Genomic DNA, 26,968 nt, shown 5'->3' with positions numbered 1-26,968 from the left:
GAGGCTTCGCCATTGACGTCACTTAATTAGTATGCAAGGAAACATACTAATCAGCCAACATCGCGGTGCATCTCAAGCCGTCAAGCGGGATCCGACTGAGAGCCAGCCCTGCCCAGATGGACGGGCTCCGCGTCCGCGCCCACGCGCCACCTCGCCGAAGTCGTCGCCGAATCCCTGAGTGGGAACAGCAGCAGTTTGGGTTGCTTGTCCGACCGGGCATCGGTAAGCGTGCAGAGACCGGCGGAGCAGTGGGAACTCCACGATCAAAGTCGGCCCGTTCCTCAACTCCGCGTCGCGGCGGAACAGACCCTCCGGCTTGCGCAACACTCGCTACGTCGGCTTCGGTACTTCGCCACCGCCTCCATCACCTGCCGCTTCGACGGATTGACCATGGCTCTGCCCGCCACCCGTCACGGTCGGCACGGTCTCGTTCCCGTCGGCGACCGAGCGCACTAGGGCCGCCGCTCCAGGGTCCTCCCAGATGTTCACCTTGGTGTAGCGGAGCCATGCCGCCTCTCCGTCCTCACTATCGGCCGAAGCTCCCCACCAGAGCTTCCACCCGATCGCGCTGGGAGTGCAGGTCCCAGAAGGCCTCGGCGAAAACGTCCGGATGGATGACCTCCGGCTCGAACCCGAGCGGCTCCTGGGACGACGCGATGGCCTGGTGCGGCACGCTCCCCTCGATCAGCGCGCCGACGTTGACCGCCCCGACATAGACGCCCTTGCCGGCAAGGACGGCGTTGAGCGTATGGAAGTAGTTGCGCAGCGCGGCCTGAGCCATGCCCGCGTTTCCGAGGAACGGGACCGGGTGGATGCCGGACTGTCCGGCCGTGAAGAGGATGGCGCCGTCGCCGTGCTCGACCATGTCGGGGAGGGTCTGGCGCACCAGGGCGACCGCGGAGAGCAGGAAGCGGTCCAGGATGAGCTGCGTGTTGTCGACGTCGACGTCGAGAGTCGACACGATCCCGTCCCCTAGATCCCCGCCGCCGGGACTGAACTCCGCGACGTCGATCCGCCCGTACCGCTCCTTGATCGCCGTCACGGCGTTCGCGATCTGGCCGCGGTCGTAGACGTCGGCGATGAAGCCGGCCGCCTCGATGCCGTCGCGGGCGAGCTCGGCGACGAGGTGGTCGAGGTTCTTCCTGGTACGGGCGACGAGCGCGACGCGGAAGCCCTCGCGCCCGAAGCGGCGGGCGACGGACAGGCCCAGGACGGGACCGGCGCCGAAGATGGCCAGCGTTTTAGGCATGGCAAATCCTTCCTTAATCGATCCAGCAAAGTTGGGGACAGTCCCAACTTTCTCCCGCTTGGAGCCTAGCCATAAGTTGGGACTGTTCTCAAGTTCGGTACGATGGCAGCATGCCGACGCACGCCAAGCCCCTGCGCAGGGACGCACAGCGAAACCGGGACCTGCTGGTGGCGGCCGCCCGCGACCTGTTCGCCACACGGGGCCTGGACGTGGCCCTGGACGAGATCGCCCGCACGGCCGGGGTGAGCAACGGAACCCTCTACAACCACTTCCCGAGCCGCAACGACCTCATCGACGCCGTCTTCGCCGACCGGACGGCCACAGTCGCGCGGATCGCCGAGCACGCTCTGTCGATGGCGGATCCATGGGCCGGACTGGTGCACTTCCTGGAGCGGGTGTGCGAGCTGCAGGCCGCCGATCGCGGCTACAACGACCTCGTCTCGCGCCGGGTCCCGCAGGTCGCGCCCCCTTCAGAGAACCATGCGCGGGGCTACGAGCTGATGCAGCGGATCGTGCGGCGAGCGCGAGAGGCCGGCGTGCTGCGGGAGGACTGCACGCTGGAGGACATGGCGTTCGTGACCTGGGGGATCGCCCGCACGGTGGAGGCCACGGGGGCGGTGCGGCCGCAGGCGTGGCGACGGCATTTGGCTTTGATACTGGACGGGTTCCGTGCTTCGGCGGCTCATCCGCTGCCGGAGCCGCCCATGACGCCTGATGAGCTGGCACGCATCATGCGGGAGTGTTCCTGATCCCCGAACAGCCCAAGACTAGGCATCATCCCGCACGCCAACCCCTCGAGCCGGGAAGGCTCCCGATGTGGACGTGCGTGATACCAAGGGAAGACCGGAACGGGTCGAGTTCGCGGGGGCTGTGTACGGCTCGCTGCTGGCGGCTTCGGTCGTGGCCGGCAGCGCGGTGGACGGCACGCCGCTCTCAGCGGGCGACCTCGTGGTGGTGTTGATCTGCACCGGTGTGGTGTTCTGGCTGACCCACGTTTACGCCTTGGTGGTGTCCCACGGAACCTACGCCCTGACCTGGCGGCGCCTGCGCGTAGTCGCTCGTCAGGACTGGCCGGTGGCCCAGGCCTCGTTCCCGCCTGCCATAGGGGCCGCCTTCGCCTCGGCGCTGGGCCTGTCCGACAGGGGAGCCACCTGGGTGGCGTTGGTCGTCGCGGTGGCGAGCCAGGTCGCCTGGGCGGTCGCATCCGCCGCCACGGCCCGCTACTCCGCGCGAGCCATGGTTCTTTCCGGGGCCGCCAACCTCGTGCTGGGACTGGCCATCATTGCGCTCAAGACCCTGGTGGGCGCTCATTGAACCGGCTGCCCGGCCCGGGCTGATCTCCCGGGCCGGTGGCGGCCTCCTACTTGGCGTTCGCCTTCAGGTAGTCGCTGTTCATACGCGCGATCGTCTCCAGCGGAATGCCCTTCGGGCACACGGCCGTGCATTCGCCCGTGTTCGTGCAGCCGCCGAAGCCCTCCGCGTCCATCTGGTCCACCATCGCCTTGGCGCGCGACAGGCGCTCCGGCTGGCCCTGCGGGAGCAGGCTCAGGTGGGTGATCTTGGCGGCGGTGAACAGGGAGGCCGAGCCGTTCGGGCAGGCCGCCACGCAGGCGCCGCAGCCGATGCAGGTGGCCGCGTCGAAGGCGGCGTCGGCGTCTTCCTTGCGCACCGGGACGCTGTGCGCGTCCGGGGCCGAGCCGGCGGGGACCGAGACGAAGCCGCCGGCCTGGATGATGCGGTCGAAGGCGCTGCGGTCCACGACCAGGTCCTTGACGACCGGGAACGGGGCCGCCCGCCACGGCTCGATGGTGATCGTGGCGCCGTCCTCGAAGTGGCGCATGTGGAGCTGGCAGGTCGTCGTGGCGCGCTGCTCACCGTGGGCGACGCCGTTGATGACCATGCCGCACATGCCGCAGATGCCCTCGCGGCAGTCGTGGTCGAAGGCGATCGGGTCGTCGCCCTCGAGGATGAGGCGCTCGTTGAGGACGTCGAGCATCTCCAGGAAGGACATGTCCGGGGACACGTCCTCCACCTTGTACGTCACCATCCGGCCGTCGTCGGAAGGGCCGCTCTGACGCCAAACGCGCAGGGTCAGGTTCACTTGTAACTCCGCTGGGTCATCTTGACGTACTCGTACTCGAGCGGTTCCTTGTGCAGCACCGGCTCACCGGAAGGGGAGAACTCCCAGGCGGAGACGTGCGCGAAGTGCTCGTCGTCACGCAGGGCCTCGCCGTCGGCGTCCTGGGACTCGGCGCGGAAGTGGCCGCCGCAGGACTCCGTGCGGATCAACGCGTCCAGGCACATGAGCTCGGCCAGGTCGAAGAAGTCGGCGACGCGGCCGGCGCGCTCCAGCACCTGGTTCAGCTCCTCGGCGGTGCCGGTGACCTTGACGTTCTGCCAGAACTCCTCGCGCAGCTCAGGGATGCGCTCCAGGGCCTTGCGCAGCGACTCCTCGGTGCGCTCCATGCCGCAGTAGTCCCACATGAGCTTGCCCAGCTCGCGGTGGAAGGAGTCGGGGGTGCGGGTGCCGTTCACGGACAGCAGCCGGTCGATCTTGTTCCTGACCTTGACCTCGGCTTCGGCGATGGCCGCGTCGTCGACGTCGCCGAACGGGCCGGCGGCCAGATAGTCGCCGATGGTGGTCGGAAGGACGAAATATCCGTCGGCCAGGCCCTGCATCAGCGCGGACGCGCCGAGGCGGTTGGCGCCGTGGTCGGAGAAGTTGGCCTCGCCGATGACGAACAGGCCGGGGATCGTGGATTGCAGGTCGTAGTCCACCCACAGGCCGCCCATGGTGTAGTGGACCGCCGGGTAGATGCGCATCGGCACGTCGTACGGGTTCTCGCCGGTGATGCGCTCGTACATCTCGAAGAGGTTGCCGTACTTCTTCTCGACGGCGTCGCGGCCGAGGCGGTTGATGGCGTCCCGGAAGTCCAGATAGACGCCCAGGCCACCGGGGCCGACGCCGCGGCCCTCGTCGCAGACGTTCTTGGCGGCGCGGGAGGCGATGTCACGGGGGACGAGGTTCCCGAAGGCGGGATAAATCCGCTCCAGGTAGTAGTCGCGCTCGTCGTCCGGGATGTCCCCGGGGGCGCGGGTGTCGTTCTTGCGCAGCGGCACCCACACCCGCCCGTCGTTACGCAGCGACTCCGACATCAGCGTCAGCTTCGACTGGTACTCGCCCGACACCGGGATGCAGGTCGGGTGGATCTGCGTGTAGCAGGGATTGGCGAAGTACGCCCCGCGCTCGTGCGCCCGCCAGATCGCCGTCGTGTTGCAGCCCTTGGCGTTCGTGGACAGGAAGAACACGTTGCCGTAGCCGCCAGTGGCGAGCACCACGGCGTCGGCCAGGTGCCGCTCGATCTCGCCGGTCACCATGTCGCGCACGATGACCCCGCGTGCCCGGCCGTCGGCGACGATCACGTCGAGCATCTCGTGCCGCGTGTGCATGGTCACGGTCCCGGCCGCGATCTGCCGCTCCAGCGCCTGGTAGGCGCCCAGCAGCAGCTGCTGGCCCGTCTGGCCGCGGGCGTAGAACGTACGGGAGACCTGGGCGCCGCCGAAGGAGCGGGTGTCGAGCAGGCCGCCGTACTCGCGGGCGAACGGCACGCCCTGCGCGACCGCCTGGTCGATGATGTTCACCGACACCTGGGCCAGGCGGTAGACGTTCGACTCGCGGGCGCGGAAGTCGCCGCCCTTCACGGTGTCGTAGAAGAGCCGGTAGATGCTGTCACCGTCGCCGCGGTAGTTCTTGGCGGCGTTGATGCCGCCCTGCGCGGCGATGGAGTGGGCGCGGCGCGGAGTGTCCTGGTAGCAGAACGACTTGACGTTGTAGCCCAGTTCGCCCAGCGTCGCCGCGGCCGAGCCGCCCGCGAGGCCGGTGCCGACCACGATCACGGTGAGCTTGCGCTTGTTGGCCGGGTTGACCAGCTTCGCGGAGAACTTCCGCTTCTCCCATCGCTCCTCGATGGGTCCGGCAGGAGCCTTGGTGTCGTGGATCTCCGAACCTTCGGTGTACTTCACTTCACAACTCCGAACGTGATCGCGAGAGGCGGCGCCAGGAAGCCGATCACCAGCACCGCGGAGACCAGGGCGGCCGAAGCCTTCAGAACCCGGTAGCGGTTGCGGTTGGCCCAGCCGAGCGTCTGCACGGCGCTCCAGATGCCGTGCCGCAGGTGCAGGCCCACCATGACGACGGCCACGAAGTAGATCAGCGTCACCCACCAGCGGGACGGCTCGAAGCCGGCGACCATCCGGTCGGCCGGGGCGGAGTCGAAGCCCTTGGGGTTGACGACGCCGAAGGTCAGGTCGAGCAGGTGCCAGACGACGAAGAGCGCGATCGTCAGTCCGCCCCACCGCATGATGTGCGTGGCGTAGCCGTTCGCCTGCGGCTTCTTGGCGACGTACTTGACCGGCCTGGCCTTGCCGGCCCGCCGGGAGAGGGAGATCGCGGCCCACATGTGCAGGACGACCGACGCGACGAGGACGACCTCCAGGATCGTCAGCAGCGTCCGGTACGGCAGCAGCGGCTCCAGCAGCGTGCGCAGCGCGTGCGCGTAGTCGTTGAAGGAGTCCTTGCCCAGAAAGATCTTGAGGTTCCCGAGCATGTGGAGGAGGAGGAAGAGCACCATCACGGCACCCGTGACGGCCATCACGGCTTTCTTGCCGTTCGACGAGCCGAGGAACCCGCCGGCCTTCTTACGCGTTGTAGTGCTCTTGGGAGCGGGAACCGGCGCGGTCGCGGCACCGCGCTCAATCGTCGCAGTCACGTCTTCAGACGCTAAGTACGCAGCGATGATCCGTCCAAGTCATCATGGGCCTGGTTTCCATAGCCAGAAGCTATGATGCTGGTATGTGCGGCCTTTTCCGGACGATCAGGCGGGCCGATGCGAGGAAAATCACATGCAGCTGCAGCAACTGGCCTCCTTCGTGGCCGTGGCCGAGACCAGGCACTTCACCCAGGCCGCCGAGCGCATGCGGGTCGCGCAGCCGTCGCTCAGCAAGCAGATCAAGGCGCTGGAGAGCGACCTCGGGGCGGCCCTGTTCTCCCGGGCGCGCGGCAACGTCACGCTGACCCCGGCCGGGGAGGCGCTGCTGCCGCTTGCGCGCCGCATCCTCGCCGACGCCGACACCGCCCGGCAGGAGGTGGCCCAGCTGGCGGGGCTCAGAAGGGGCAGAGTGCGGCTCGGGGCCACGCCGTCGCTGTGCGCGGGGCTGCTGGCGGACGCGCTGGCCCGTTTCCATCGCGCGTACCCGGGGATCGAGCTGCTGGTCGAGGAGGGCGGCTCGCGGGACCTGATCAGGGCGCTGGCGCGCGGGCAGCTCGACCTGTCGCTGATCATCATGCCGCTGCAGAGCGACGACCCTTCGCTGGTGACCGAGGAGATCCTGCGGGAGAACCTCGTGGTGGTTTCGCATTCCCATGAGGCATCAAGGCGCCCGTACATCGAGATCGAGGACCTGCGCGGGCGGCCGATGGTGATGTTCCGGCGCGGCTACGACCTGCGGGAGGCGACGCTGGCCGCGTGCCGGCAGGCCGGGTTCGAGCCGAGGTTCGCGGTGCAGGGCGGCGAGATGGACGCGGTGCTGCGGTTCGTGGAGGCGGGGCTGGGGGTGGCCGTGGTGCCCTCCATGGTGCTCGACGGGCGGCCCGGGCTTTCCGGCACGCCGCTCGCGCCGCCGGGGCTCAGCCGGACGATCGCACTGGCTCACCGCAAGGATGTCGAGCCGACGACGGCCGCGCAGGCGTTCCGGGAGACTCTGCTCACCTTTGTGGTGGAAGCTGGACACGAAGGCACGCTTCCACAAGGGGTAGAGCTCATCGCAGAATGAGCAGCAACATCTCCAATATCCCGGTGAGGCGATTTGGTGACAGCAAATCTCTCCGAAACGCTGACGCTGCTCCTCCTCGAGGATGATGACGGCGACGCGTTCCTCGTCGAGGAGTTGCTCCAGCAGGCGGTCGCGCCGCCGAAGATCTTCCGGGCGCGAAGCCTCCAGGAGGCCAAGACCAAGCTGACGTCCAAGATCCAGTGTGTGCTCGTCGACCTCTCGCTACCCGACGCCTCCCGGCTGGAGGCACTGGAGGAGGTGCTGGCGCTGGCGCCGCACGCGGCCGTGCTGGTGCTCACCGGGCTGCGTGACGTTCACGTGGGCGTCGCCGCCGTGCAGGCGGGGGCGCAGGACTACCTGGTCAAACAGGACATCGACGCGCGGCTGCTGGCCAGGGCCATCAGGTACGCCATGGAGCGCAAGCGGGCCGACCAGACCCAGCTCAGGCTCGTGCAGGCGGAGCTGATCGCCAAGGAGAACGCCAGGATGCAGCGGGGCCTGCTCCCCGTCGCGCTCCTGCGCACCGACGCGATCGAGCACACGACGCGTTACCTGCCGGGCAGCGGCGGCACGCTGGCCGGGGACTTCCTGGACGCGGTGCAGACGCCGGACGGCGCGGTGCACCTCGTGGTGGGCGACGTGTGCGGGCACGGCCCCGACGAGGCCGCGCTCGGCGTGGCACTGCGCATCGCCTGGCGTACGTTGGTATTGGCCGGGCAGACCGACGACACGTTGCTGCGCACGCTCGACGCCCTGCTGCGGGCCGAGCGCAAGGCGCCGGAGATCTTCACGACACTCTGTATGGCGACGATCACCCCCGACCTGCAGCACGCCAGGATGCGCGTGGTCGGGCACCCGCCGCCGGTGCTCGTGCGCGACGGCGCCGTCGAGGTGGTCGAAGGCGCCCCGTCCGGCCCGCCGCTCGGGATCTTCCCGGACGCGGAATGGCCGGTGATCGACGTGCCGCTGGGCGAGACGTGGTCGATGATGCTCTACACCGACGGCCTGATCGAGGCGGCCGTGGGCGAGCGTAACGAGCTGCTGGGCGTGGAGGGCCTGATCGACCTGGTACGCGAGCACGGCGCGATCGACCTCGACCGGCTGATCAGGCATGTGGGCACACTGAGCGACGACCTGGCCGTGGTCCTGGTGAGCAGGAGGAGAGCATGAGCATCCATCCGCTGCCGCCACCCAAGGAGCCGGTGGGACTGGGCAGGCTGCCGGTCGCCCGCTGGTTCATGTTCACCGGCGCGGTGGCCGGCGTGGCCTTCGCGGCCGGGGTCGTGGTCACCATGCTGATGCTCTCCCAGGCACAGGCACTGGACCCGAACGCGGACGTGGCCGCGCAGATCGGGCGGCTGAACGTGGCGTTGATCGTGCTGTTCGCGGTGTTGCTCGGCTGCGGAGTCGGACTGGCGATCATCGTGCGCTACGCCGTGCTGAAGCCCATCGACCAGCTCACCGACCAGGTGCGTAAGGTCGCCGCCGGCGACTTCGACCACACCTTGCAGGTGGACCGTCCGGCGGAGCTGGCCGAGCTGTCCAGCCACCTCGACGCCATGCGCGACCGCGTCGTGTCGGCCTGGCGGGTGGCCTCCGACCAGGCCGAGGAGCTCCGCAGATCCAACGGCGAGCTGGAGCAGTTCGCGTACGTGGCCAGCCACGACCTGCAGGAGCCGCTGCGCAAGGTGGCCAGCTTCACCCAGATGCTGGAGCAGCGTTACAGCGAGGAGCTCGACGAGCGGGCCAGGCAGTACATCCACTACGCGGTGGACGGCGCGAAACGGATGCAGCTGCTGATCAACGACCTGCTGGACTTCTCCAGAGTCGGCCGGGCCACCGGCGAGCGCACCGTGACCGACTCGGGCGAGGCGCTGAACCAGGCGATGGAGAACCTGTCGGCCACCCTGGAGGACACCGAGACCACGATCACCAGGGACGACCTGCCCAAGGTCAAGGGCAACCGGCTGCAGCTGACCCAGCTGTTCCAGAATCTGATCGAGAACGCGATCAAGTTCCGCTCCGAGGCGCCCCCGCGCGTCCACATCGGGGTGAAGCGGTCCGGCGACATGTGGGAGTTCAGCTGCTCGGACAACGGCATCGGGGTCGAGTCCAAGTACGCCGACCGCATCTTCCTCATCTTCCAGCGTCTCCACCCCCGGGACGTGTATCCAGGGACTGGCATCGGCCTGGCACTGTGCCGCAAGATCGTCGAATACCACGGCGGACAAATGTGGCTCGACAAGAGTGCGGAGGGCCAGGGTGCGACGTTCCGCTGGACGCTACCCGCGGCTGGAGACGACGATGACTGAGTGGCGCCCGATCGAGGTCCTCCTGGTGGAGGACGACCAAGGGGACATCTTGCTGACCAAGGAGGCCTTCGACTTCAACAAGGTGCGCAACCGCCTCAACGTGGTGAACGACGGCGAGCAGGCGATGGCTTACCTGCGTCAAGAGGACGGCTACGCCGACGCGCCACGCCCGGATCTCATCCTGCTGGACCTCAACCTGCCGCGGATGAGCGGCATGGAGGTGCTGAGCGAGGTCAAGGCCGACACCGAGTTGGCGACGATCCCCGTGGTGATCCTGACGACGTCGGAAGCCGAGGAGGACATCCTCCACAGTTACCGGCTGCACGCCAACGCCTATGTGTCGAAACCGGTGGACTTTGAGCAATTTATCCGGGTTGTCCGGCAGATCGATGATTTCTTCGTGACTGTGGTTAAGTTGCCCACGCAGGGGCAGCGCCCTGACGGGCGTACGTGACAGGAATCACAGCCGGTCATCGAAAAAGTGAGTGACCCCGCTCACAAATGTCGATGCGGTCGTCGTAACGTATCCCCCACCAACGCGCGCTTGAGCGGATACCGCCCCTACGCGCGCCCAGCGAAACGAACCACGGACCCCCTGCGCGAAAGGGTCCGCGGGAGGTGGAGAGGTCCGCGATGACCCAGACGACGCCCGAAGCCCCACTGCGAAGGCAGCGTGCGCAAGTCAAGGTGCGCACCCTGCGCACCGACAGATGGTGGCTGGTCCCGCTGCTCACATTCCTCGGGCTGAGCTCGTTCCTTGTGTACGGTGTGTGGGCGATCATCGACACGAGCAACTTCGTCGAGCCGTATGTCGCCCCGTTCGCCTCGCCGTGTCTGACGACCCAGGAGGTCTGTGACGGCGCGAGGCTGTTCGGGTGGGCGCCCATCGGTGACTGGTGGGTCCTTCCGCCGGGGCTGATCATTCTCGGCCTGCCGGGCGGATTCCGGTTGACGTGCTATTACTACCGCAAGTCGTACTACCGCTCGTTCTGGTTGTCGCCGCCCGCATGCGCGGTGCAGGAGCCGCACGGCAAGTACACCGGTGAGCGGCGCTTCCCGCTGATCCTGCAGAACGTGCACAGGTACTTCTTCTACGGGGCCATCGTGATCGGCCTCATCCTGGCCTATGACGCCGTTCTGGCGCTCGTCCACAAGCCGCTCGGCCTGGGCACCTGGATCCTGATCGCCAACGCCGTCCTGATCAACCTGTACTCGCTTTCGTGCCACTCCTGCCGGCACATCACGGCGGGCCGGCTCAACCACTTCTCCCGTCACCCGCTGCGTTACCGGGCCTGGACGTTCGTCTCCAAGCTCAACGCCAAGCACCAACCCCTCGCGTGGGCCTCGATGTTCTCCGTCATGGGCGCCGACCTCTATGTCCGCCTGGTGGCCAAGGGCATCATCGCCTTCCCGTACGCGTAAGGACAGCTTTCAGTGGACAACTCGCTTAACACAGAGCGTCACGAATACGACGTCGTCGTCATCGGCGCGGGCGGCGCGGGACTACGTGCCGCGATCGAGGCCCGCCAGCAGGGCAAGCGGACGGCCATCGTCTGCAAGTCGCTGTTCGGCAAGGCGCACACGGTCATGGCCGAGGGCGGCGCGGCCGCCGCGATGGGCAACGTCAACTCCGACGACAACTGGATGGTGCACTTCCGCGACACCATGCGGGGCGGCAAGTTCCTCAACAACTGGCGGATGGCCGAGCTGCACGCCAAGGAAGCTCCCGACCGGGTGTGGGAGCTGGAGGCCTGGGGCGCGCTGTTCGACCGCACCAAGGACGGCAAGATCAGCCAGCGGAACTTCGGCGGGCACGAATACCCGCGGCTCGCACACGTGGGCGACCGTACCGGGCTGGAGCTGATCCGCACCCTGCAGCAGCGCGTCGTCGCGCTCCAGCAGGAGGACTACGAGAACCACGGCGACTACGAGGCCTACATCAAGGTCTTCTCCGAGTGCACGGTCACCCGGCTGCTCAAGGACGGCGACCGGATCTCCGGCGCCTACGGCTACTGGCGCGAGACCGGAAACTTCATCCTCTTCGACGCGCCGGCCGTGGTGCTGGCCACCGGCGGCATCGGCAAGTCCTACGTCGTCACCTCCAACTCCTGGGAGTACACCGGTGACGGCCACGCCCTGGCCCTGCTGGCCGGCGCGAAGCTGATCAACATGGAGTTCATCCAGTTCCACCCCACCGGGATGGTCTGGCCGCCGTCCGTGCGCGGCATCCTCGTCACCGAGTCCGTCCGCGGTGACGGCGGCGTGCTGCGCAACTCCGAGGGCAAGCGCTTCATGTTCGACTACATCCCCGAGGTGTTCAAGGACAAGTACGCCACCACCGAGGAGGAGGGCGACCGCTGGTACACCGACCAGGCCAACAACCGGCGCCCGCCGGAGCTGCTGCCGCGTGACGAGGTGGCCCGCGCGATCAACGCCGAGGTGAAGGCCGGGCGCGGATCCCCGCAGGGCGGCGTGTTCCTCGACGTCTCCACCCGGCTCCCGGCCGAGGAGATCAAGAAGCGGCTGCCGTCGATGCACCACCAGTTCAAGGAACTGGCCGACGTCGACATCACCGCCGAGCCCATGCAGGTGGGCCCGACCTGCCACTACATCATGGGCGGCGTCGAGGTGGAGGCGGACACCGGCGCGGCGGCCGTACCGGGGCTGTTCGCGGCCGGCGAGGTGTCCGGCGGCATGCACGGCTCCAACCGGCTCGGCGGCAACTCGCTGTCCGACCTGCTGGTGTTCGGGCGCCGGGCGGGCGCGGGCGCGGCGGCGTACGTGGACGGGCTCAAGAGCCGGCCCAAGGTCGCTCCCGAGCAGGTCGACGAGGCCCACGGGGAGGCGATCGCGCCGCTGGGCCGCAACGGCGAAAACCCCTACGAGGTCCACCACGAGCTCCAGCGCACGATGAACGACCTGGTCGGCATCATCCGCAAGGCCGAGGAGGTCTCCGAAGCCCTTCAGGTCGTGGAGAAGATCAAGGAACGCGTGCGCATGGTCGGGGCGGCCGGCTCGCGCATCTACAACCCCGGCTGGCACCTCGCGATCGACCTGCGCAACATGGTGCTGGTGTCGGAGTGCGTGGCCAAGGCCGCGTTGCTGCGCGAGGAGAGCCGCGGTGGGCACACCCGCGACGACTTCCCGGGGATGAACCCGGACTGGCGCCGCAAGCTGCTCGTCTGCTCCACCGAGGACGGCGCGACGGTCACGGTCGAGGAGAAGGTCCAGCCGCGTATGCGCGACGACCTGATCACCTTGTTCGACCGCGGCGAGCTGAGCAAATACCTCACCGACGAAGAGATGACCGAGTTCGACGGGATAGCGAAGGCATGAGCTACAAGGCAAAGTTCAAGGTCTGGCGTGGTGAGGGCGGCGAGGGCAAGCTCGAGGACTTCACCGTGGAGGTCAACGAGGGCGAGGTCGTCCTCGACATCATCCACCGGCTGCAGGCCACGCAGGCGCCCGATCTGGCGGTGCGCTGGAACTGCAAGGCGGGCAAGTGCGGCTCGTGCAGCATGGAGATCAACGGCAAGCCGCGGCTGGGCTGCATGACCCGGATGTCCACCTTCGAGGAGGGCGAGACCATCACGGTCACGCCGATGCGGACCTTCCCCGTCATCAAGGACCTCGTCACCGACGTCTCGTACAACTACCAGAAGGCCAGGGAGGTCCCCTCCTTCACGCCGCCGGCCGAGGTGCGGCCAGGCGAATACCGGATGAAGCAGGTCGACGTCGAGCGGTCCCAGGAGTTCCGCAAGTGCATCGAATGCTTCATGTGTAACAACGTCTGCCACGTGATCCGCGACCACGAGGAGAACAAGACCAACTTCTCCGGTCCCCGGTTCCTCATGCGGATCGCCGAGCTGGACATGCACCCGTATGACGTGGCGGACCGGCAGGAGGCGGCCCAGGAGCAGCACGGGCTGGGCTACTGCAACATCACCAAGTGCTGCACCGAGGTCTGCCCCGAGCACATCAAGATCACCGACAACGCGCTGATCCCGATGAAGGAGCGCGTGGTGGACCGCAAGTACGACCCGCTGGTGTGGCTGGGCAGCAAGATCTTCAAGCGAGCCAAGTAGGCCATCATACGAATGAGGGGGCTGGACGGTTGTCCAGCCCCCTCATCGTTGTCCAGCGGCTACTCGGAGCGGCGGAAACGCTCGCGCTCGGAGTCCGGCATCTCCTTGGTCGGCTCCTGCTGCGGCAGCGGCTGCACGGCCGTCACGTCCTCGTCGGCGGGCAGGTACGGCGGCGGCTCGTACTCCTGCCCGGGCCGCTGCGGCGGCTCGAACAGGGACGTGCCCTGCTGCCACGGCTCGGAGTCACCGGACTCCGCCGCGGAGGCCGAGCCGAGCGGATGCTCGTGGCCGTCCTCGAACGGGGTGCCACCGCCCGCCGGGATGTCGGCCGGGGGAACCAGCGGCTCGAACGGGTCGCGGTATTCCTTGGGCTTGGGCGGCTCGTGGTTGTAGGAGTGGAACTCATCCGGGTGCAGCACCACGGGCGGCGGTTCGGAAGGCGCCGCGGGCGGCGGCTCCTGCGCGTAGCCCTGCGGCGGGTACGGGTGCCCGACGTCCTGGTAGACCTGGCCGCTCGGGTACGTCTGCACCGGCACGAAGCTGATGATCGGCGCGTACGCCGTGCCACCCGGGTAGCCGGCGGGCGGGAATCCAGCCGCGGCGTATCCCGGACCGGCCGGGTAACCGCCGGGCGGCATGTCCGGACGCCCGCCCATCTGCGGTCCCGCCTTGCGCACGGCGGCCGCGTGGGCCATGCGGCGCAGCCTGCCCTCGAAGATCAGCACGGCGAAGAGCGCGAGCAGGACCAGGACCAGCGCCGGGATGCTGAGCTTCTGCGTGAGCGTCCGCTGGTCGAACTCCGGCGCCGCGCCACGCAACTCCAGCGGCACCTCTTCGGAGGCGGCGGACTGCGTCTCCGTGGGGAGCACGGGGGCGGTCGTCGTCGGGCCGACCGTCGGCATCTCGACGGTCGCGTCAGGAGTGCTCGACGTGGAGGTCGGCGGGGGCTCGACGTTCTGCGACGGCACCGGCTCCAGGTTCTGCGTGGGGGTGGTCTGCGGCGGGGTGGCCGGGGGCGTGCTGGACTTCGTCGGCGTCGGGGTCTTGGTCTTCTTCGGAGACGCGGTGACGGTCGTGGTGACCGTCGTCTCCGGATCCCCCTCGGGCGTCGGCGTGCCTAAGGTGGTGGTCACCGTGACCGTGGTCTGGGGGTCGGACTGGCAGTCCGGGTCGGCGACGTCGCAAGGCTCGACGGGAGGGTCGTACGCCGTCACGGACGCGCTCGCGCTCTGCACGATGAAAGGCGTCGCTCCGGCGCCGGCCAGTCCCAGCGCCAGGACGATCGCGGACACGGCCGTCGCTCGCCTGCGTGCCACCGGTGCCCTCCGCCGTCATCCCGGAACCATGGTCAAGGGAATACTAGTCGGGTCAAAGTAACAGTAAAGACCGGATTACAACACCATTCTACGCCTCCGGTGCTTTTGTACCGTGACAATGAGCCAGAGACCCCCCAGCAGCGTCCCGATGCCGCCGACGACCATCGCATGCCCCATGGGACCCTTCAGCGGATTGCCCTGTCCGGTCGGCCGGGCCCGCTTTGTGGCAGCGGCCATTTCCCACGGCAGGGGCGCGGCCTCCGTCCCGGAGAGCGCGGCGATCTGGGGAGACGGGGTGCTGCCTGGCGCGGGCGATGCGCCGACCGTTGGCACGTCGGCAAGGCCCTGTTGGAGTACGTCCGGAAGCGCCTGATCGAGGGCGACGCCCTGGGGGGACGAGCTCGCGACGGCTCTCGGGGACGCGGTGGGAACGACCTGGATGGACGAGCTCGCGACCGCCTTCCTGGACGCGGTGGGAACGCTCTCGATGGACGAGCTCGCGACCGCCTTCCTGGACGCGGCCGGAACGCTCTCGATGGACGAGCTCGCGACAACTTCCCCGGACGCGGCCGGAACGCCCTGGGCCGGCGTGCGGGGAGACGCTGGTGCGGACATGTGGCGAAGCGTCTGCTGCGGTGTGACGTGCCGCAGGGTCAGCTCGACGTCGGGCACCTCGGCTTCGGCCGTCCGGCGCGCCTGCGGGTCGGCGATCTTGGTGGCGTCGCCACTGATCGGCGGTGCGGTGCCGATGACCCGCATGGCGACGGATCTGCGCATGGTCGTCCGACCGTCGTCCGGCTCGGCCCGCATCTCGGCCACCGCCGCCAGCACCACCTTCCTGGCGCCCTCGGGCGTCGTGAGCGTCACGTCGACGGATCGTTCGCCGTCGACCTTCCCCAGCCTGCACACATGCGCCCCCAGCGGGGACCCGTACGGGAGAGCCGGGGTCCCCATGGCGGCCAGCGCCCGCGTCGCCAGCACCCGCGCGGGGAGCGCCGGGGCGGCGGACGCTCCTGCTGTCGCGGCGCCCGTCGCGGGAGGCCAACCCGGAACGGGACCTTGCCCGCCGGCGGCCGTCGGCGCGCTCAGCCCGTCCTCACCCGACTCGAGCGTCATCGGCGCGCCCGTCGTCACGCCGCCGCCCGTCGCACCGCCAGGCATCGCGCCGCTGGCCGTGGCGCCGCTGGCCGTGGCGCCGCTGGCCGTGGCGCCGCCGCCCGTCACGCCACCGCCCGTCAGGCCACCGCCCGTCACGCCGCCAGGCATCGCACCGCTGGCCGTGGCGCTGCCCGTGGCGCCGCCGCCCGCCACGCCACCGCCCGTCACGCCGCCAGGCATCGCACCGCTGGCCGTGGCGCTGCCCGTGGCGCCGCCGCCCGCAACGCCACCGCCCGTGGCGCCACCGCCCGTGGCGCCACCGCCCGTGGCGCCACCGCCCGTGGCGCCACCGCCCGTGGCGCCGCCGCCCGTGGCGCCGCTGACCGTCGGCACGTCGGTCTGCGGGCCGGCGGCCGTAAGACCGCTGGGCGCCGAGCCTGCGGTCGCAAGTCCGTCAGACGCCGCACCGTGGGGAGCAGGGCCGGAGGACGCCGGGCCGGGGAGCGGAGGACCGCCGTACTCCGGAGCGAAGGGAGCGGCGCCGACGGACGCCGAGCCAAGGGGAGCCGAGCCGCCAGGCGTCGAGCCCAGGGGGCCGGCGAGGGGCGAGCTGAGGGCCGGGTGGGAAGGCTGACCGGCCGGTGACACGCAGGCCACCTCCGACAACGCCTCCACCGGACTGGCGGCCACCGCCACCCTGGCCCCCTTGGCCATCCCGTTCAGCCGCACCCTGAACCGCTGCACGTCCCCAGTCCTGACCCACTTCCCCGCACCGCCGTCGCCCTGGCTCACCCGCTCCACCACCAGCGAGACCCCGGTCGCGGCCATGGGCACGGATGGCACCGCCACCAGTATCAGCACACCGGCAAGAATCCAGCCACGACGCATCACTCCCACTCCCCCGCTGCGACACATGACCCGTTACTCACGTCTAGTAATCACTATGTCACAGAGGGTGACATACTCAGTCCGGCGGGATCAGGCTCTCCACGGTCTTCATGATCGGCAGATCGGCCCCCAGCCACTCCACGTCGAAATACTCCCCCGGCCCCAGCCACCGCAACGCCAGATGCTCCCGGGGCTCCGGCGTCCCGGAAGCGATCGCGGCCAGCCAGACCCGCAGCACGTACCCCTTGGACAGCGGCCAGTCACCGCCCACCCGCGCGCCCACCGCGATTTCCACGCCGAGTTCCTCGCGGCATTCCCGGATCAGCGCCTGGACCTCATCCTCGCCCGGATCCACCTTGCCGCCGGGAAACTCCCAGCCACCGGCGAGCGCCGCAGGCTGCGCGCGCTGGGCGGCCAGCACCCGGCCGCCCTCGGCGACGATCACCGCCGCCACGACCACCACCACGTCCTCGCTCATGCGTTGCGATTCCTCATAGGGAAGGATTTTGCAGCTTCTTCAGCTGTTCGAGCACGTCGGGGTTCTGCAGGGGGCGGGTGAATCCGACGCGGTTGCCGCGGACCTCGTAGCTGGTGACCTTGATCGGCCCGCACAGCCGGCACCTGGCCTCGAGCATCTTGCCCTTCGACACCACCAGCCCGACGTGTCCGGGGTTGTCGGCCGACGTGCCCGGACCGGCGTTGAAGAACACCAGGTCGCCCGGCTGCTCCTCACCCTCTAACACTTTCACCCCGAACGGCCACTGCAGGAACGTCGTGCGCGGGATCGTCAGCCCCGCCGACCGGTAGGCGGCGTAAATGACGCCGGAGCAGTCGTACGCGTCCGGCCCGGTGCCCCCCCACAGGTACGGCTTGCCGCGCTGGGCCAGCGCATACTGCAGGATCTTGGCCACGACGTCGCTCGGCGCGGCCTCCACCAGCGAGTCGTCGCACTCGTCCTCGGCCTGCGGCGGCACCTTCACGTCCCCGGACTTGGCGTAATTCCTGGCGATCGCCTCGACCTGGTCGACGTACCACCAGGCGCGGTTGTAGACGAACAACGCCTGCCGCACGTTCTCGGGCGCCCCGTTGCGCTTGAGCATCTTCGCGGCGCCGAGGATCGCGTCGGCCGGGTTGTACACGTCGCCCACGCCGTCCCCGTCACCGTCGGAGGCGTACCCGTTGAACGTGGACGACATCGCGATCCTCGCCTTGCCGCCCCACGTGGAGATCAGGAACTGCATCGGCCCGGCCGCGCCCGCGGAGTTGGTGCCGCTCTTGACGCCGGGCAGCGTGGAGCGGCCGTGGTCGGTCTCGCGCTTGCCCACGGCGGCCAGGACGTTCCACTGGACGCCGATCTTGTCGCCGTGCTCCTTGTACAGCTCCAGGTACTTGGCGGGGATGTCGGCCGCGGCGGAGTCGGAGGCCTCTTCCACCTGCGTGGTGTCCGTGCAGTCGATGGAGGTGCGGCCCTCGCTGAGGAACGACGGCATCGAGATCAGCACCATCGGCGACACCACGACCAGGGCCAGCAGCAGCCCCCCTGCCAGGCCGATCAGCAGGGCGAGGCGGGTTCGCGAGACGTTCATTCCGGGTCCCCGAACTGGCCCTCGGCCGCCGGCATGATGTCGAAGATCCGCCAGTCTGCGCCGGACTGGCTGACCGTGACCGCGTACTCCTCGGTGAGCTGCTTGCCGCCGCTCTTCGCGGTGACCTGCCTGGTCCCGACGACGACGAAGACAATGGAATTCTTCTCGATCTGCCTGATCTCCTTGAGCCTGGCCGTGGCCGTGGAGACGATCTCGTCCGTGCGGTTCTGCTCGATGGTGCCCGCCGAGGTGATCGTGCGGGTCAGGGCGGTGCCCAGTTCGGGGGTGGTGTACGCCTTGATCCGGTCAGCGTACGCGGCCGGGTCCTCGTCGTACCTGAACGTGCCGTACGCGGCGGTGAACCGTTCGGCCACGTCCGCCGCCGCGGCCAGTTGCTCCTTCTTCATCGGCAGATAGTTGTAGACGTCGAACGGCGCCGAGCTCGCGGTCGCGAGCGGCGTGCTGGAGGCCACGGCCATGCTGGTGGCGCGGGTGGCCTGCGGCACGGGCTGGGCCGGGTCCTCCCTGTCCGCCCACATGAGGTAGAGGCCGACGCCGGCGATGACCACGACGATGGCGGCGAAGGCCAGCCCCCGCCTGTCACCTGGCTGCGCCATGTTCAGTCCTTGTTCGGTTTGAGCCAGAAGGGCACGGACGGATCGTCGGAGCCACCGTTACGGCTGCTGCGCAGCCACAGCGGCGGCGCCTCGGACGCGCGCGGGGCAGGCTCGTCGGAGCCGCCGAAGATGCGGGGTCCCCCCGCCCTGGGGGTGCCGTTGGAGCCGCCACCGCTCGGCCTGGCCCCGCCGGAGCGGGAGCCGCCGCCGCCCGAGCCGCCGAACAGGCCGCCGCCTCCCGATCCGCGTGACCGGGAGCCGCCCGAACGCGAGCCTCCCGAGCCGCCGAACCGCGACCCGCGCGTGGAGCCGGTACGCGAGCCGCCTGCGGAGCCCCCCGAAGAGCCGCCCGTGGAGCCGCCGCGTGACGCCCAGCCGCCACCCGACCGGCTGCCGAACCAGCCGCCCGATGACGAGCCACCGCCGGATGCGGATCCGCCCGCCAACGATGAGCCGCCGCCCGACGCAGCCCCGCCGCTGCCGCCCAGCCGCGGGCCACCGGTCCCGCCCACCCGTGGGCCGCCTGTGCCACCTACCCGTGGGCCGCCCGTGCCGCCCGCCCGGGGCCCACCGACGGGCGGACTGCCGGTGCGGCCGCCCAGGTTGAGTGGCGGCGCGGTGCCCCTGCGCGGCTCCGGAGCAGCCCGGTTGCCTGCCTTGCCGCCCTGCTGGTCGGTGTCGAGCGGGGCCGCCGTGGCCGGGATCCTGGTGCCCGAAGCGGCTCCTTCGCCTTCCTCGCCGCGTACCCGGGCCTGTCCTGTCGCCGCGGCGGTCGCGGCCGCCGCTCCGGCCGGGTTGGCCGCGGTCGCCGCCCTAATGAGGGGCTCGGCCTTGCGTAGCCCCCACCGGCCGATCCTGGCCGACGCGACCGGCGGCAGCGCGCCCGCCGACCGTTCGAGCACGGACGAGCTCGCGGCCTCGCCCAGCATGCGGGTGGCGACCGTGTGCCCGTTGATCGAGGCGAACAGGTGCTGGAACGGGCGCCGGTAGAAGAACACCGCGATCGTCAGCAGGGCCATGAACAACACCTGCATGCCCCATGGCATGGCCGTGGAGATGATCAGGGCGTACCCGTACACGAGCACGCTCAGCACGATCGTCAGCACGGCCTGCCTGAGCAGGGTGCCGATGAGCATCTCCACCCAGCGCAGGGCGACGATGCGGCCGCTGCCCGGATGCACGCCGATCAGCAGGAATATCGGTCCCAGGATCAGCAGCAGGAGGAAGCCGACCTTCAGCACCAGCAGCGAGACCGCCACCAGGAAGATGAGCAGGCCGGCCACGATGGCGGCGATGAACGCGCCGACCGCCACGCCGAGCCGATTGGACCAGTCGCGGCCGGAGAAGACCGTGTAGCGGGGGTCGTTCCTGAGCTTGTCGGCCAGCGAGGCGTAGTCCTGCTGGCGGGCCCCCACGTCAGGGGCCGGTTGGCCGGCCACGGCCGGCGGTATGGACTGCATCTCCAGCACCTTGCGGCCCCAGTCGCGCACGATGGGCTGCTGCGGGTCGGCGGTGCCGAACAGGCCCACCAGCCACGGCTTGCAGACCAGCGTGGACCACAGCGCGTCGGCGTTCTGGTCGACCCCCGCCGTGCCGATCTGGCCGTACCCGCCGGGCTTCACCTCGGGCGTGGCCGTGCCGGGCGGGGGCAGGCAGGAGGCGCCGCCCGCACCGGGCAGGCCGGAGAAGGCCGAGTTGACGACCTCGCCGGTCTTATCGGTGACGACCTTGCCCAAGCCGGTGAAGTCGGCGGGACGACTGAAGAACCAGACCGCCACGGTGACCGCCAGCACCATCCAGATCACGCCCTCGGTGGTCGTGGTGGCGCGCTTGCGGATCAGTCCGTACCAGGCCAGCCAGATCGCGCCGAGGATCACGACCGGCTGGAGGAAGTCCCAGTACATGGCGTCGGCGAGCCTCGTGACGATGTCGTCGACGACGTCCTTGATCGCCTGGAGCGGTCCTTCGGTCGCCGCCGCCTGATACGTCGTGATCGTCAGCCGGTCGATGGCCTTGGCCGCGGTGAAGATGCCGTTGGCCCACATGTTGCCGAGCACGGCGACGTACTCGGAGCAGCCCAGCTCGTGCGTGTGCCAGAACTGGCCGCTCATTCCGAACTGGCCGTAGTTGGTGGTGGGCGCCCCGGTTGCCGGGATCGGCGGCTGGATCAGGCCGTCGGTGCCGCCGCCGACCACCTCAGGGGTGAGCGGGCCCGACAGGTCACAGGGCGCCGCCGCGGCCGGCGCGGACATGCCTCCGATGACCAGCGGCACCACGATGATGCCGGTGACCAGCGCGAGAGCCAGCGCGATTCGTCGGGATAGCCGGATCTTCATGACCGTACCTCCTGCGCCCTGCCCACGCCCCCTTGAAGATCATCATGCCCGGTGCCGTCGGGTTTGTCGTGTGTCGGGTTCGTGTCGAGCCAGCGGAGAAGTTCCTCGGAGATCAGGTCTACTCCGATCCGGCCCGCTCTGCCATCCAGATCGCGGAATACGCATTCGCCGTTGCCGAGTGAGCGCAGTACGGCCTTGTGCTCTTCCGACGACTCCACCCCCAGCAGGGACATCACGTGGTCCACCTCCACCCGCTCGGTGGACCGGAACGCGAAGACGGACGACAGACAGTTGGTCACCTGCTCGTTCAGCAGGTCTCCCGCGTTCTGGGAGACGAGAACCAGCGCGGTGTTGCGGGAGCGGCCCATCCGGCTCACCTCGGGCACCAGCTTGGCGCCCTCGGGCGTCGAGGTGATCGCCCACGCCTCGTCCAGGAAGATCGCCTTCGGGGTGCGCCGGTCGAGCCCGTTCATGAGCCGGCGCGCGAACTGGGACACCAGGTAGAGCAGGGCCACTGACAACCGCTGCTCGTAGGAGTAGTCCTCCCTGGTCGTCGCCACGTCGGGCAGCGTCAGCCCGCCCAGCGTGAACACGGTCGTCCACCCTTCGCTGTCGATCTGGTCGCCGCCCGAGGGGTCGAAGCAGAGCCTGGCCAGGTGCATCTCCGACATCGAGCGGAGCACCGCGCCCAGGTTCTTCGACGCCGGGTCCTCGGCCCGCTCCAGGTGGTCCACGACCTTCCCGAGCGACGGGTCGGGCGCGTTGGAGACCGCGGCCACCGCCTGGATCATCGCCGACTCGCGCTCCTCCGACATGCGCGGCAGCAGCAGCCGCAGCGTCTCGGTGGCCATGGTCTTCTTCGCCGCGATGTCGTCGCCGAACGAGAACGGGTCCAGCAGGCCGGGCGCCGCGGAGCCGAGCGGAATGATCCTGGCCTTGCGGCCCCGCTTCTCCAGCAGCCGCACGAGGGACTCGGCGTCGCCCTTCGGGTCGATCACCGCGACCGTCACGCCGCGCAGCGCCATCTGGTAGATCATCAGCAGGGCAAGCGTGGTCTTGCCGCCGCCCGGCTCGCCGGTGATCGCGATGGCCGTCGGCCGGTTGCGGGTGGCCGCCACCAGCGGGTCGAAGTGCACGATGCTGCGGGCGCGGCCGACGGTCTCGCCGATGTACGGGCCGAGCCAGCCCTCGTTGCCCTCATCCAGCCGGTCGCCGAGGTCCACGGTGGCTGTGGCCATGCCGCCGGCGATCGTCCGCAGCGGCTGGCGCTGGGCGTAGGCGTTGACGCGTACTCTCTCGCCCGGCAGCGCCTCGCGGAACAGCGAGAACTGGTCGCCGGTCGAGTTGACCACGTCGATGCCCATGTCGCGGTAGTGCTCGACGACCGCCTCGACCCGCTGCACGCAGATCTCCTCGGTCGGGGCCGACACGATCAGGCGGTGCCAGCCGTACACGAAGGGCAGCCGCTCCTTCGTGATGCCGTGCTCCAGCATGCGGGCCGCGTCGATCTGCTCGGCCAGCGCCAGCGGCGCCTCCGCGCCGGCCTCGCGGATGTGGTGGTCCATGTCGCGGGCGTGCGCGAGCTTACGCGCCACGTCCTTCGACGCCTTGACCGGCGGGATCAGCCGCATCCGCGACGAGACCTCCACCGGAAACGGCAGCTGGTCGGCGAAGTGCAGCCACGGCTCGCCGTCGGGGAACGGCATCAGGTCCGGGAAGCGCGCGAACGACAGATTGGCCACGTACGAGTCGCCCTGCGGCTGCACGATCCGCAGCAGCGACCTGCCGTTGTGGATCTCGCCCTCGACCAGCGACTCGATCTCGCCCTTGCCCCAGCGCCGCCGCGGGCTGGCCGACGGCGGCGGGTCGCCGAGCGCGCCCGCGGCGGCGTGCTGGAACAACCACGCCACCTCGACGGAGGTGGCGTGCCGGGCGTACAGAGCGCTCGAGGCGAGCGCTCGGCCCAGGCGTTCGGCCTGTTCGGTCCACCGCCCTACCTCGCTGTCGGGTACGTGGTCGTCATCCATGCCGAGCGCCTTCTCGGTCTTCTGGTAGAAGCCGAGCAGTTGGGCCAGCACGCCGCTGCCGAGCTGCTTGCCCCGGGGGCCCAGCCGCACGCCGAGATAGACCTCCTTGCTCCAGAAGTCCTTGGCCCAGACGTGCCGGTACATCTCCTCCAGGTAGTCGCGCCAGCCAGGCCCCTCGTCGGACGTGGCGTTGAGCGCCATGGCCCACTCCGCCGCAGGGTACGTGCGGTGCGCGACCCTCAGGTGGACCTCGGCGTCGGGCATCCTGATCGCGGCCAGCGCGATCGTGATGTTGGTGGCCAGCGCCTCACGCTCCTCGGGCGTGACGAACTCGTAGCTGACCGTCGGGAGGCGGAAGTACGCCCACGCGCAGGTGTCTGTGAGCAGGATGCGGTCGTCGAAGTAGCGGACCGCGAGGCGCTGGTGCGCTCGGGACGCCCTGCTCATGCCGCCCCCTCAGCGCATGAACGGGCCAGGCCTGCTCGCTTGTTCACTTAACGCTCACCGATTCTCGTGCCCGGGGGGTCACTCGCCAACTCCTCTTCGCTCGGTCGTACGGTCTGTGCCGCGAAGCCCGCGACCACCACACCGGCGAGGGCGAGATAGGCCCGCCGCCCGGCCGCGCGCAACTGCCCGGGATCGACGATCTCGGCCCCGCCTGGCGCCAGATCGTCCTCCCAGGGGACCCTGACGATGGCCCGGCACCTGCCTCTGGCCACCGACTCCGCCTGCTCGACGTCGGCCATCGAACGCCTGCTCACGCCGTTGACCACCATGACCGCACGCCTGCGCAGCTCCGCGCAGCCGTGCCCGTCGAGCCACTCGTACGTCATCCCCACCGCCTCCGGCGCCTCCTCGCTCGCCGGGACCACCAGAACGAGCTGGTCCGCGTACGGCAGGAGCCGGGCCGCCAGCGCGGCGGCCGGATCGATCACGGCCAGCTTGTAGTGGCGCTCCAGCAGGCGCATGGACTCGCCCAGCCGGTGGTCGGAGAAGAAGGACCGATCCGCGAGGCGCTGCTCGGCGCCCGCGTCGGTGTCCGCGCTGATCACTTCGAGCCCGGAGGCCGTCCGCGTGGTGTATCCGCGCATCGTGAGATAACCGCTGACCCGGTCCAGCCCGGACAGCAGCGAAGTGAGAGTTTCTGGGGTTTCCGGTTGGATCCTGCTGGTCAGGGTGGTGCCGCCGGTGTTGGCGTCGACGGCCACGACCCTGTCGTCGCGGTAAGTGGCGAAGGTGTGGCCGAGCATGAGGGCCGTGGTGCTCTGCCCGGCGCCGCCGGTGCAGCCCAGGACGACGATCCTGCGGCTGCCGCTGAACACGGCCCTGGCCCTGGCCTCGTCGATCTCGGACCCGTCGGTCCGTACGTTGTTGCCGCCGACGACCACTTGAGCGATCCGCCGCCAGCCGCCGGAGTCGCGCCCGATCACGGACTCGACCCTGCGCACCCGCGTCTCACCGGGCCTGGGCACCGGCCCCACCAGCCCATCGACCGCCCCGGCCCCACCCCTGACCCGGCCGCCGATCGGGTCGTGCGTGACCGCCGCCTGCTCGCCCGCCGACGCGGGCTGCCCATGCGCTGTCCGCTCCTCGCCCGCCCACGCGGGCTGCTCGTGCGCTGTCCGCTCCTCGCCCGCCGACGCGGGCTGCCCGTGCGCTACCTGCTCCTCGTCCGCCGTCCGATCGCCTGCCGCGGTCTCCCCCGCCGTGGCGCGGCTATCCGACGGGACCGGCGTCAGCCTGGGCCGGTCGCCTGCCCCGGTCGATGCCGACGGGCGGCCTGGTTCGTCGGCGGGCACGCCTGGCCGGCGCGTTTCGGCACCCTCGGACGGCGCGTCGCCTGCGGCAGCCGGCGCGCCGGAGGCGCCGGGACGAGGCAAGGGCTTGGCGTTCGGGTTGAGCGGCGGCCAGACCCGTTGGGTGCCCGACAGCACCAGCGCCGGTCCCAGCCTGGGCGGCTGTCCCTTCCTGTGCTGGTCTCGGGCGACCTGCTCCTCGCGCCGCCCGCCCTCGGCCCGACCGGCCGTCTTTCTACGGCCGGCCGCCGTGTCGGGCGCCGTGTCGGCCGGTGCATCGGCTGGCGCATCGGCGCTGGCCGCGAGTCTCCTCAGCCGCCGCAGGGCTTCGGTGTCGATCGGCTTGCCGGCGGAGGGCTTGCCACTCTGCGCCGTCCCGCTTTCCCGCCCGGCGTCCTCATGAGAACGGATCCCGCTGCTCGCGACCTCATGGTCATCGGTCTCAAGAGCCGTGGCCACATCGTCTACAGGCTCAGCACCAGTAACCGCACCGACTTCGGCCACAGAGCTCGTGGCCGCATCCTCCGCAGCCGGCGTGCCCGCATGAGCAGCGGTCTCGGGAGCCCCGGTCGCCCGGCCCACGCTCTCGCGGCCGGAGGTCTCCTCGCCGGCGATCTCACCACGCACCGCCTCACGGGTCGCCACCTCACGCGTCGCCGCCTCACGGGTCGCCACCTCACGCGACGCCACCTCTCGCGACGCCACCTCGGAGGTCGCCACCTCACGCGACGCCGCCTCACGGGTCGCCGCCTCGCGCGACGCCGCCTCACGGGTCGCCGCCTCGCGCGACGCCGCGTCACGGGTCGCCGCGTCACGCGTCGCCACCTCGGAGGTCGCCACCTCACGCGTCGCCACCTCACGGAGCGCGGCCTCACGGAGCGCGGCCTCACGGAGCGCGGCCTCACGGAGCGCGGCCTGTTGGGTCGCGGCTTCCCTGATCGCGCCCTCCCGGGTGGACAGGCGCCAGCCGCTCGTCCCCTTCGCGCCGGCCCTGCGACCGCCGTCTTTCCTGGCGCGGTCCCTGCCGGTGTCCGTCCTGGCGCCGTCTCTGCCGGTGTCCGTCCGGTCGGCATCCCGGCCGGTGTCCGTCCGGTCGAAATCCCGGCCGGTGTCCGTCTTTCGGTTGTCTCTCTGGCCTGCGGGCTCGCGCTCGAGCCGGGGCGGTGGCGGTGCCGTACCGGGAGCCGGCTGGCGTGCCTGAGCCTTGAGGGCGGGCGCGGCGGCACCGCGGCGGGCGCCCCAGCCGGTGCCTGCGGCAGCGGGCTCGGCGACCGGAGCCTGACCTGCCGCGGCGGCAGCGGCCGCGACGGCGGGGCGCACCTGGCGGGGTCCGGCGATCCGCTGGTCCTCGCGTCTGCGCCGCGGTTGACGGCTCTTGCCCGGCCGCTTGGACTTGGCCCGCGCGGGGGCGATGCGCCACACGCGCGCGGAGAAGGTGACCGTCTCGGGTTCGCCCATGGGCGCGAGGCGGCACCAGGCCTTCGGCTCGCCCAGGTAGCGGAGGTGGGACTCGAGGAGCTCGGTGAGCCGCTTGCCCTCGATGACAGGGCGGGTCGACAGCCACGTCACGATCCCCGGCGGCACCAGGAACAGCACGTGCCACGGCATCGCGACCGGCACGCCCACCAGGATCAGCAGGAGGGACCACGGGATGAACACGCCGACGAAGACGCCGATCCAGACGATAGGCAGCGGCATCGGCAGCCGTAGGTCGTACAGCTTGTAGAGCCGCTTCTCTATCCGCCAGATGTTCGTATACGTGGGCAGGTCCACCCGGTCCTCCTCTCACCCGCTCGTGTATGACCGCCGACGGACGGTCTCAACCC

At 69.9% G+C, this 26,968-nt stretch carries 21 protein-coding genes; 9 read left to right on the top strand and 12 right to left on the bottom strand.

What is annotated here, in order from left to right:
- Positions 1–526 precede the first annotated feature (526 nt).
- Positions 527–1,249, bottom strand: a complete 723-nt coding sequence (locus tag OHA25_RS18700; protein ID WP_327588835.1) for an SDR family NAD(P)-dependent oxidoreductase — start codon at positions 1,247–1,249, stop codon at positions 527–529.
- A 110-nt stretch (positions 1,250–1,359) separates the two neighbouring features.
- Between OHA25_RS18700 and OHA25_RS18695 the strand changes: the two genes are divergently transcribed.
- Both OHA25_RS18695 and OHA25_RS18690 read left to right on the top strand, forming a co-directional pair.
- A complete protein-coding gene (locus OHA25_RS18695; RefSeq protein WP_327588834.1) occupies positions 1,360–1,998 on the top strand; it encodes a TetR/AcrR family transcriptional regulator in 639 nt (212 codons plus the stop codon).
- A 67-nt stretch (positions 1,999–2,065) separates the two neighbouring features.
- A complete protein-coding gene (locus OHA25_RS18690; RefSeq protein ID WP_327588833.1) occupies positions 2,066–2,563 on the top strand; it encodes a hypothetical protein in 498 nt (165 codons plus the stop codon).
- A gap of 46 nt (positions 2,564–2,609) precedes the next feature.
- Here OHA25_RS18690 and OHA25_RS18685 read toward each other — a convergent pair whose 3' ends face one another.
- The 3 genes from OHA25_RS18685 to OHA25_RS18675 are packed head-to-tail and all read right to left on the bottom strand — an operon-like array spanning position 2,610 to position 6,018.
- Complete coding sequence (locus OHA25_RS18685) at positions 2,610–3,350, bottom strand: succinate dehydrogenase/fumarate reductase iron-sulfur subunit (protein ID WP_305920940.1); 741 nt, start codon at positions 3,348–3,350, stop codon at positions 2,610–2,612.
- The gene (locus OHA25_RS18680; RefSeq protein ID WP_327588832.1) at positions 3,347–5,272 is read right to left on the bottom strand and encodes a fumarate reductase/succinate dehydrogenase flavoprotein subunit; all 1,926 of its coding nucleotides are present in this window, start codon (positions 5,270–5,272) and stop codon (positions 3,347–3,349) included. The genes OHA25_RS18685 and OHA25_RS18680 overlap by 4 nt, the downstream gene beginning before the upstream one ends.
- Positions 5,269–6,018 (bottom strand): succinate dehydrogenase cytochrome b subunit, encoded by a 750-nt coding sequence (locus OHA25_RS18675; RefSeq protein WP_327588831.1) that lies wholly within the window; start codon positions 6,016–6,018, stop codon positions 5,269–5,271. The genes OHA25_RS18680 and OHA25_RS18675 overlap by 4 nt, the downstream gene beginning before the upstream one ends.
- Positions 6,019–6,151: 133 nt before the next feature.
- Between OHA25_RS18675 and OHA25_RS18670 the strand changes: the two genes are divergently transcribed.
- From OHA25_RS18670 to OHA25_RS18640, 7 genes are all read left to right on the top strand, one after another.
- Positions 6,152–7,081 (top strand): LysR family transcriptional regulator, encoded by a 930-nt coding sequence (locus tag OHA25_RS18670; RefSeq protein WP_305920943.1) that lies wholly within the window; start codon positions 6,152–6,154, stop codon positions 7,079–7,081.
- Positions 7,082–7,117: 36 nt separating this feature from the next.
- The gene (locus tag OHA25_RS18665; RefSeq protein ID WP_327588830.1) at positions 7,118–8,251 is read left to right on the top strand and encodes a PP2C family protein-serine/threonine phosphatase; all 1,134 of its coding nucleotides are present in this window, start codon (positions 7,118–7,120) and stop codon (positions 8,249–8,251) included.
- Positions 8,248–9,393, top strand: a complete 1,146-nt coding sequence (locus OHA25_RS18660; RefSeq protein WP_327588829.1) for a sensor histidine kinase — start codon at positions 8,248–8,250, stop codon at positions 9,391–9,393. The genes OHA25_RS18665 and OHA25_RS18660 overlap by 4 nt, the downstream gene beginning before the upstream one ends.
- Complete coding sequence (locus tag OHA25_RS18655; RefSeq protein WP_327588828.1) at positions 9,386–9,847, top strand: response regulator; 462 nt, start codon at positions 9,386–9,388, stop codon at positions 9,845–9,847. The genes OHA25_RS18660 and OHA25_RS18655 overlap by 8 nt, the downstream gene beginning before the upstream one ends.
- Positions 9,848–10,026: 179 nt before the next feature.
- A complete protein-coding gene (locus OHA25_RS18650; RefSeq protein WP_327588827.1) occupies positions 10,027–10,815 on the top strand; it encodes a hypothetical protein in 789 nt (262 codons plus the stop codon).
- 12 nt (positions 10,816–10,827) lie between these two features.
- Positions 10,828–12,729, top strand: coding sequence for a fumarate reductase/succinate dehydrogenase flavoprotein subunit (locus OHA25_RS18645; RefSeq protein WP_327588826.1), 1,902 nt, complete (start codon positions 10,828–10,830; stop codon positions 12,727–12,729).
- A complete protein-coding gene (locus OHA25_RS18640) occupies positions 12,726–13,478 on the top strand; it encodes a succinate dehydrogenase/fumarate reductase iron-sulfur subunit (RefSeq protein ID WP_327588825.1) in 753 nt (250 codons plus the stop codon). Before OHA25_RS18645 ends, OHA25_RS18640 begins: the two co-directional genes overlap by 4 nt.
- Positions 13,479–13,537: 59 nt before the next feature.
- On the opposite strand, the gene OHA25_RS18635 is transcribed toward OHA25_RS18640, so the two are convergent.
- From OHA25_RS18635 to OHA25_RS18600, 8 genes are all read right to left on the bottom strand, one after another.
- Positions 13,538–14,794: a hypothetical protein gene (locus OHA25_RS18635; protein WP_327588824.1), complete on the bottom strand. Its 1,257-nt coding sequence runs from the start codon at positions 14,792–14,794 to the stop codon at positions 13,538–13,540.
- 75 nt (positions 14,795–14,869) lie between these two features.
- Positions 14,870–16,753: a hypothetical protein gene (locus OHA25_RS18630; protein ID WP_327588823.1), complete on the bottom strand. Its 1,884-nt coding sequence runs from the start codon at positions 16,751–16,753 to the stop codon at positions 14,870–14,872.
- Positions 16,754–16,856: 103 nt separating this feature from the next.
- Positions 16,857–17,258 carry a (deoxy)nucleoside triphosphate pyrophosphohydrolase gene (locus OHA25_RS18625; RefSeq protein ID WP_327588822.1) on the bottom strand — a complete coding sequence of 134 codons (402 nt, stop codon included), beginning with the start codon at positions 17,256–17,258 and terminating at the stop codon, positions 16,857–16,859.
- A gap of 13 nt (positions 17,259–17,271) precedes the next feature.
- Positions 17,272–18,366 (bottom strand): C40 family peptidase, encoded by a 1,095-nt coding sequence (locus tag OHA25_RS18620; RefSeq protein WP_327588821.1) that lies wholly within the window; start codon positions 18,364–18,366, stop codon positions 17,272–17,274.
- Positions 18,363–18,983: a hypothetical protein gene (locus OHA25_RS18615; RefSeq protein ID WP_327588820.1), complete on the bottom strand. Its 621-nt coding sequence runs from the start codon at positions 18,981–18,983 to the stop codon at positions 18,363–18,365. The genes OHA25_RS18620 and OHA25_RS18615 overlap by 4 nt, the downstream gene beginning before the upstream one ends.
- 2 nt (positions 18,984–18,985) lie before the next feature.
- Complete coding sequence (locus tag OHA25_RS18610; RefSeq protein WP_327588819.1) at positions 18,986–21,319, bottom strand: type IV secretion system protein; 2,334 nt, start codon at positions 21,317–21,319, stop codon at positions 18,986–18,988.
- A complete protein-coding gene (locus tag OHA25_RS18605) occupies positions 21,316–23,793 on the bottom strand; it encodes an ATP-binding protein (RefSeq protein WP_327588818.1) in 2,478 nt (825 codons plus the stop codon). The genes OHA25_RS18610 and OHA25_RS18605 overlap by 4 nt, the downstream gene beginning before the upstream one ends.
- 47 nt (positions 23,794–23,840) lie before the next feature.
- Positions 23,841–26,915, bottom strand: coding sequence for a TcpE family conjugal transfer membrane protein (locus OHA25_RS18600; RefSeq protein WP_327588817.1), 3,075 nt, complete (start codon positions 26,913–26,915; stop codon positions 23,841–23,843).
- Positions 26,916–26,968: the final 53 nt, after the last annotated feature.

It is taken from the genome of Nonomuraea sp. NBC_00507, assembly GCF_036013525.1.
Taxonomy (GTDB): domain Bacteria; phylum Actinomycetota; class Actinomycetes; order Streptosporangiales; family Streptosporangiaceae; genus Nonomuraea.
This window is presented reverse-complemented; position numbering and strand designations above follow the sequence as displayed.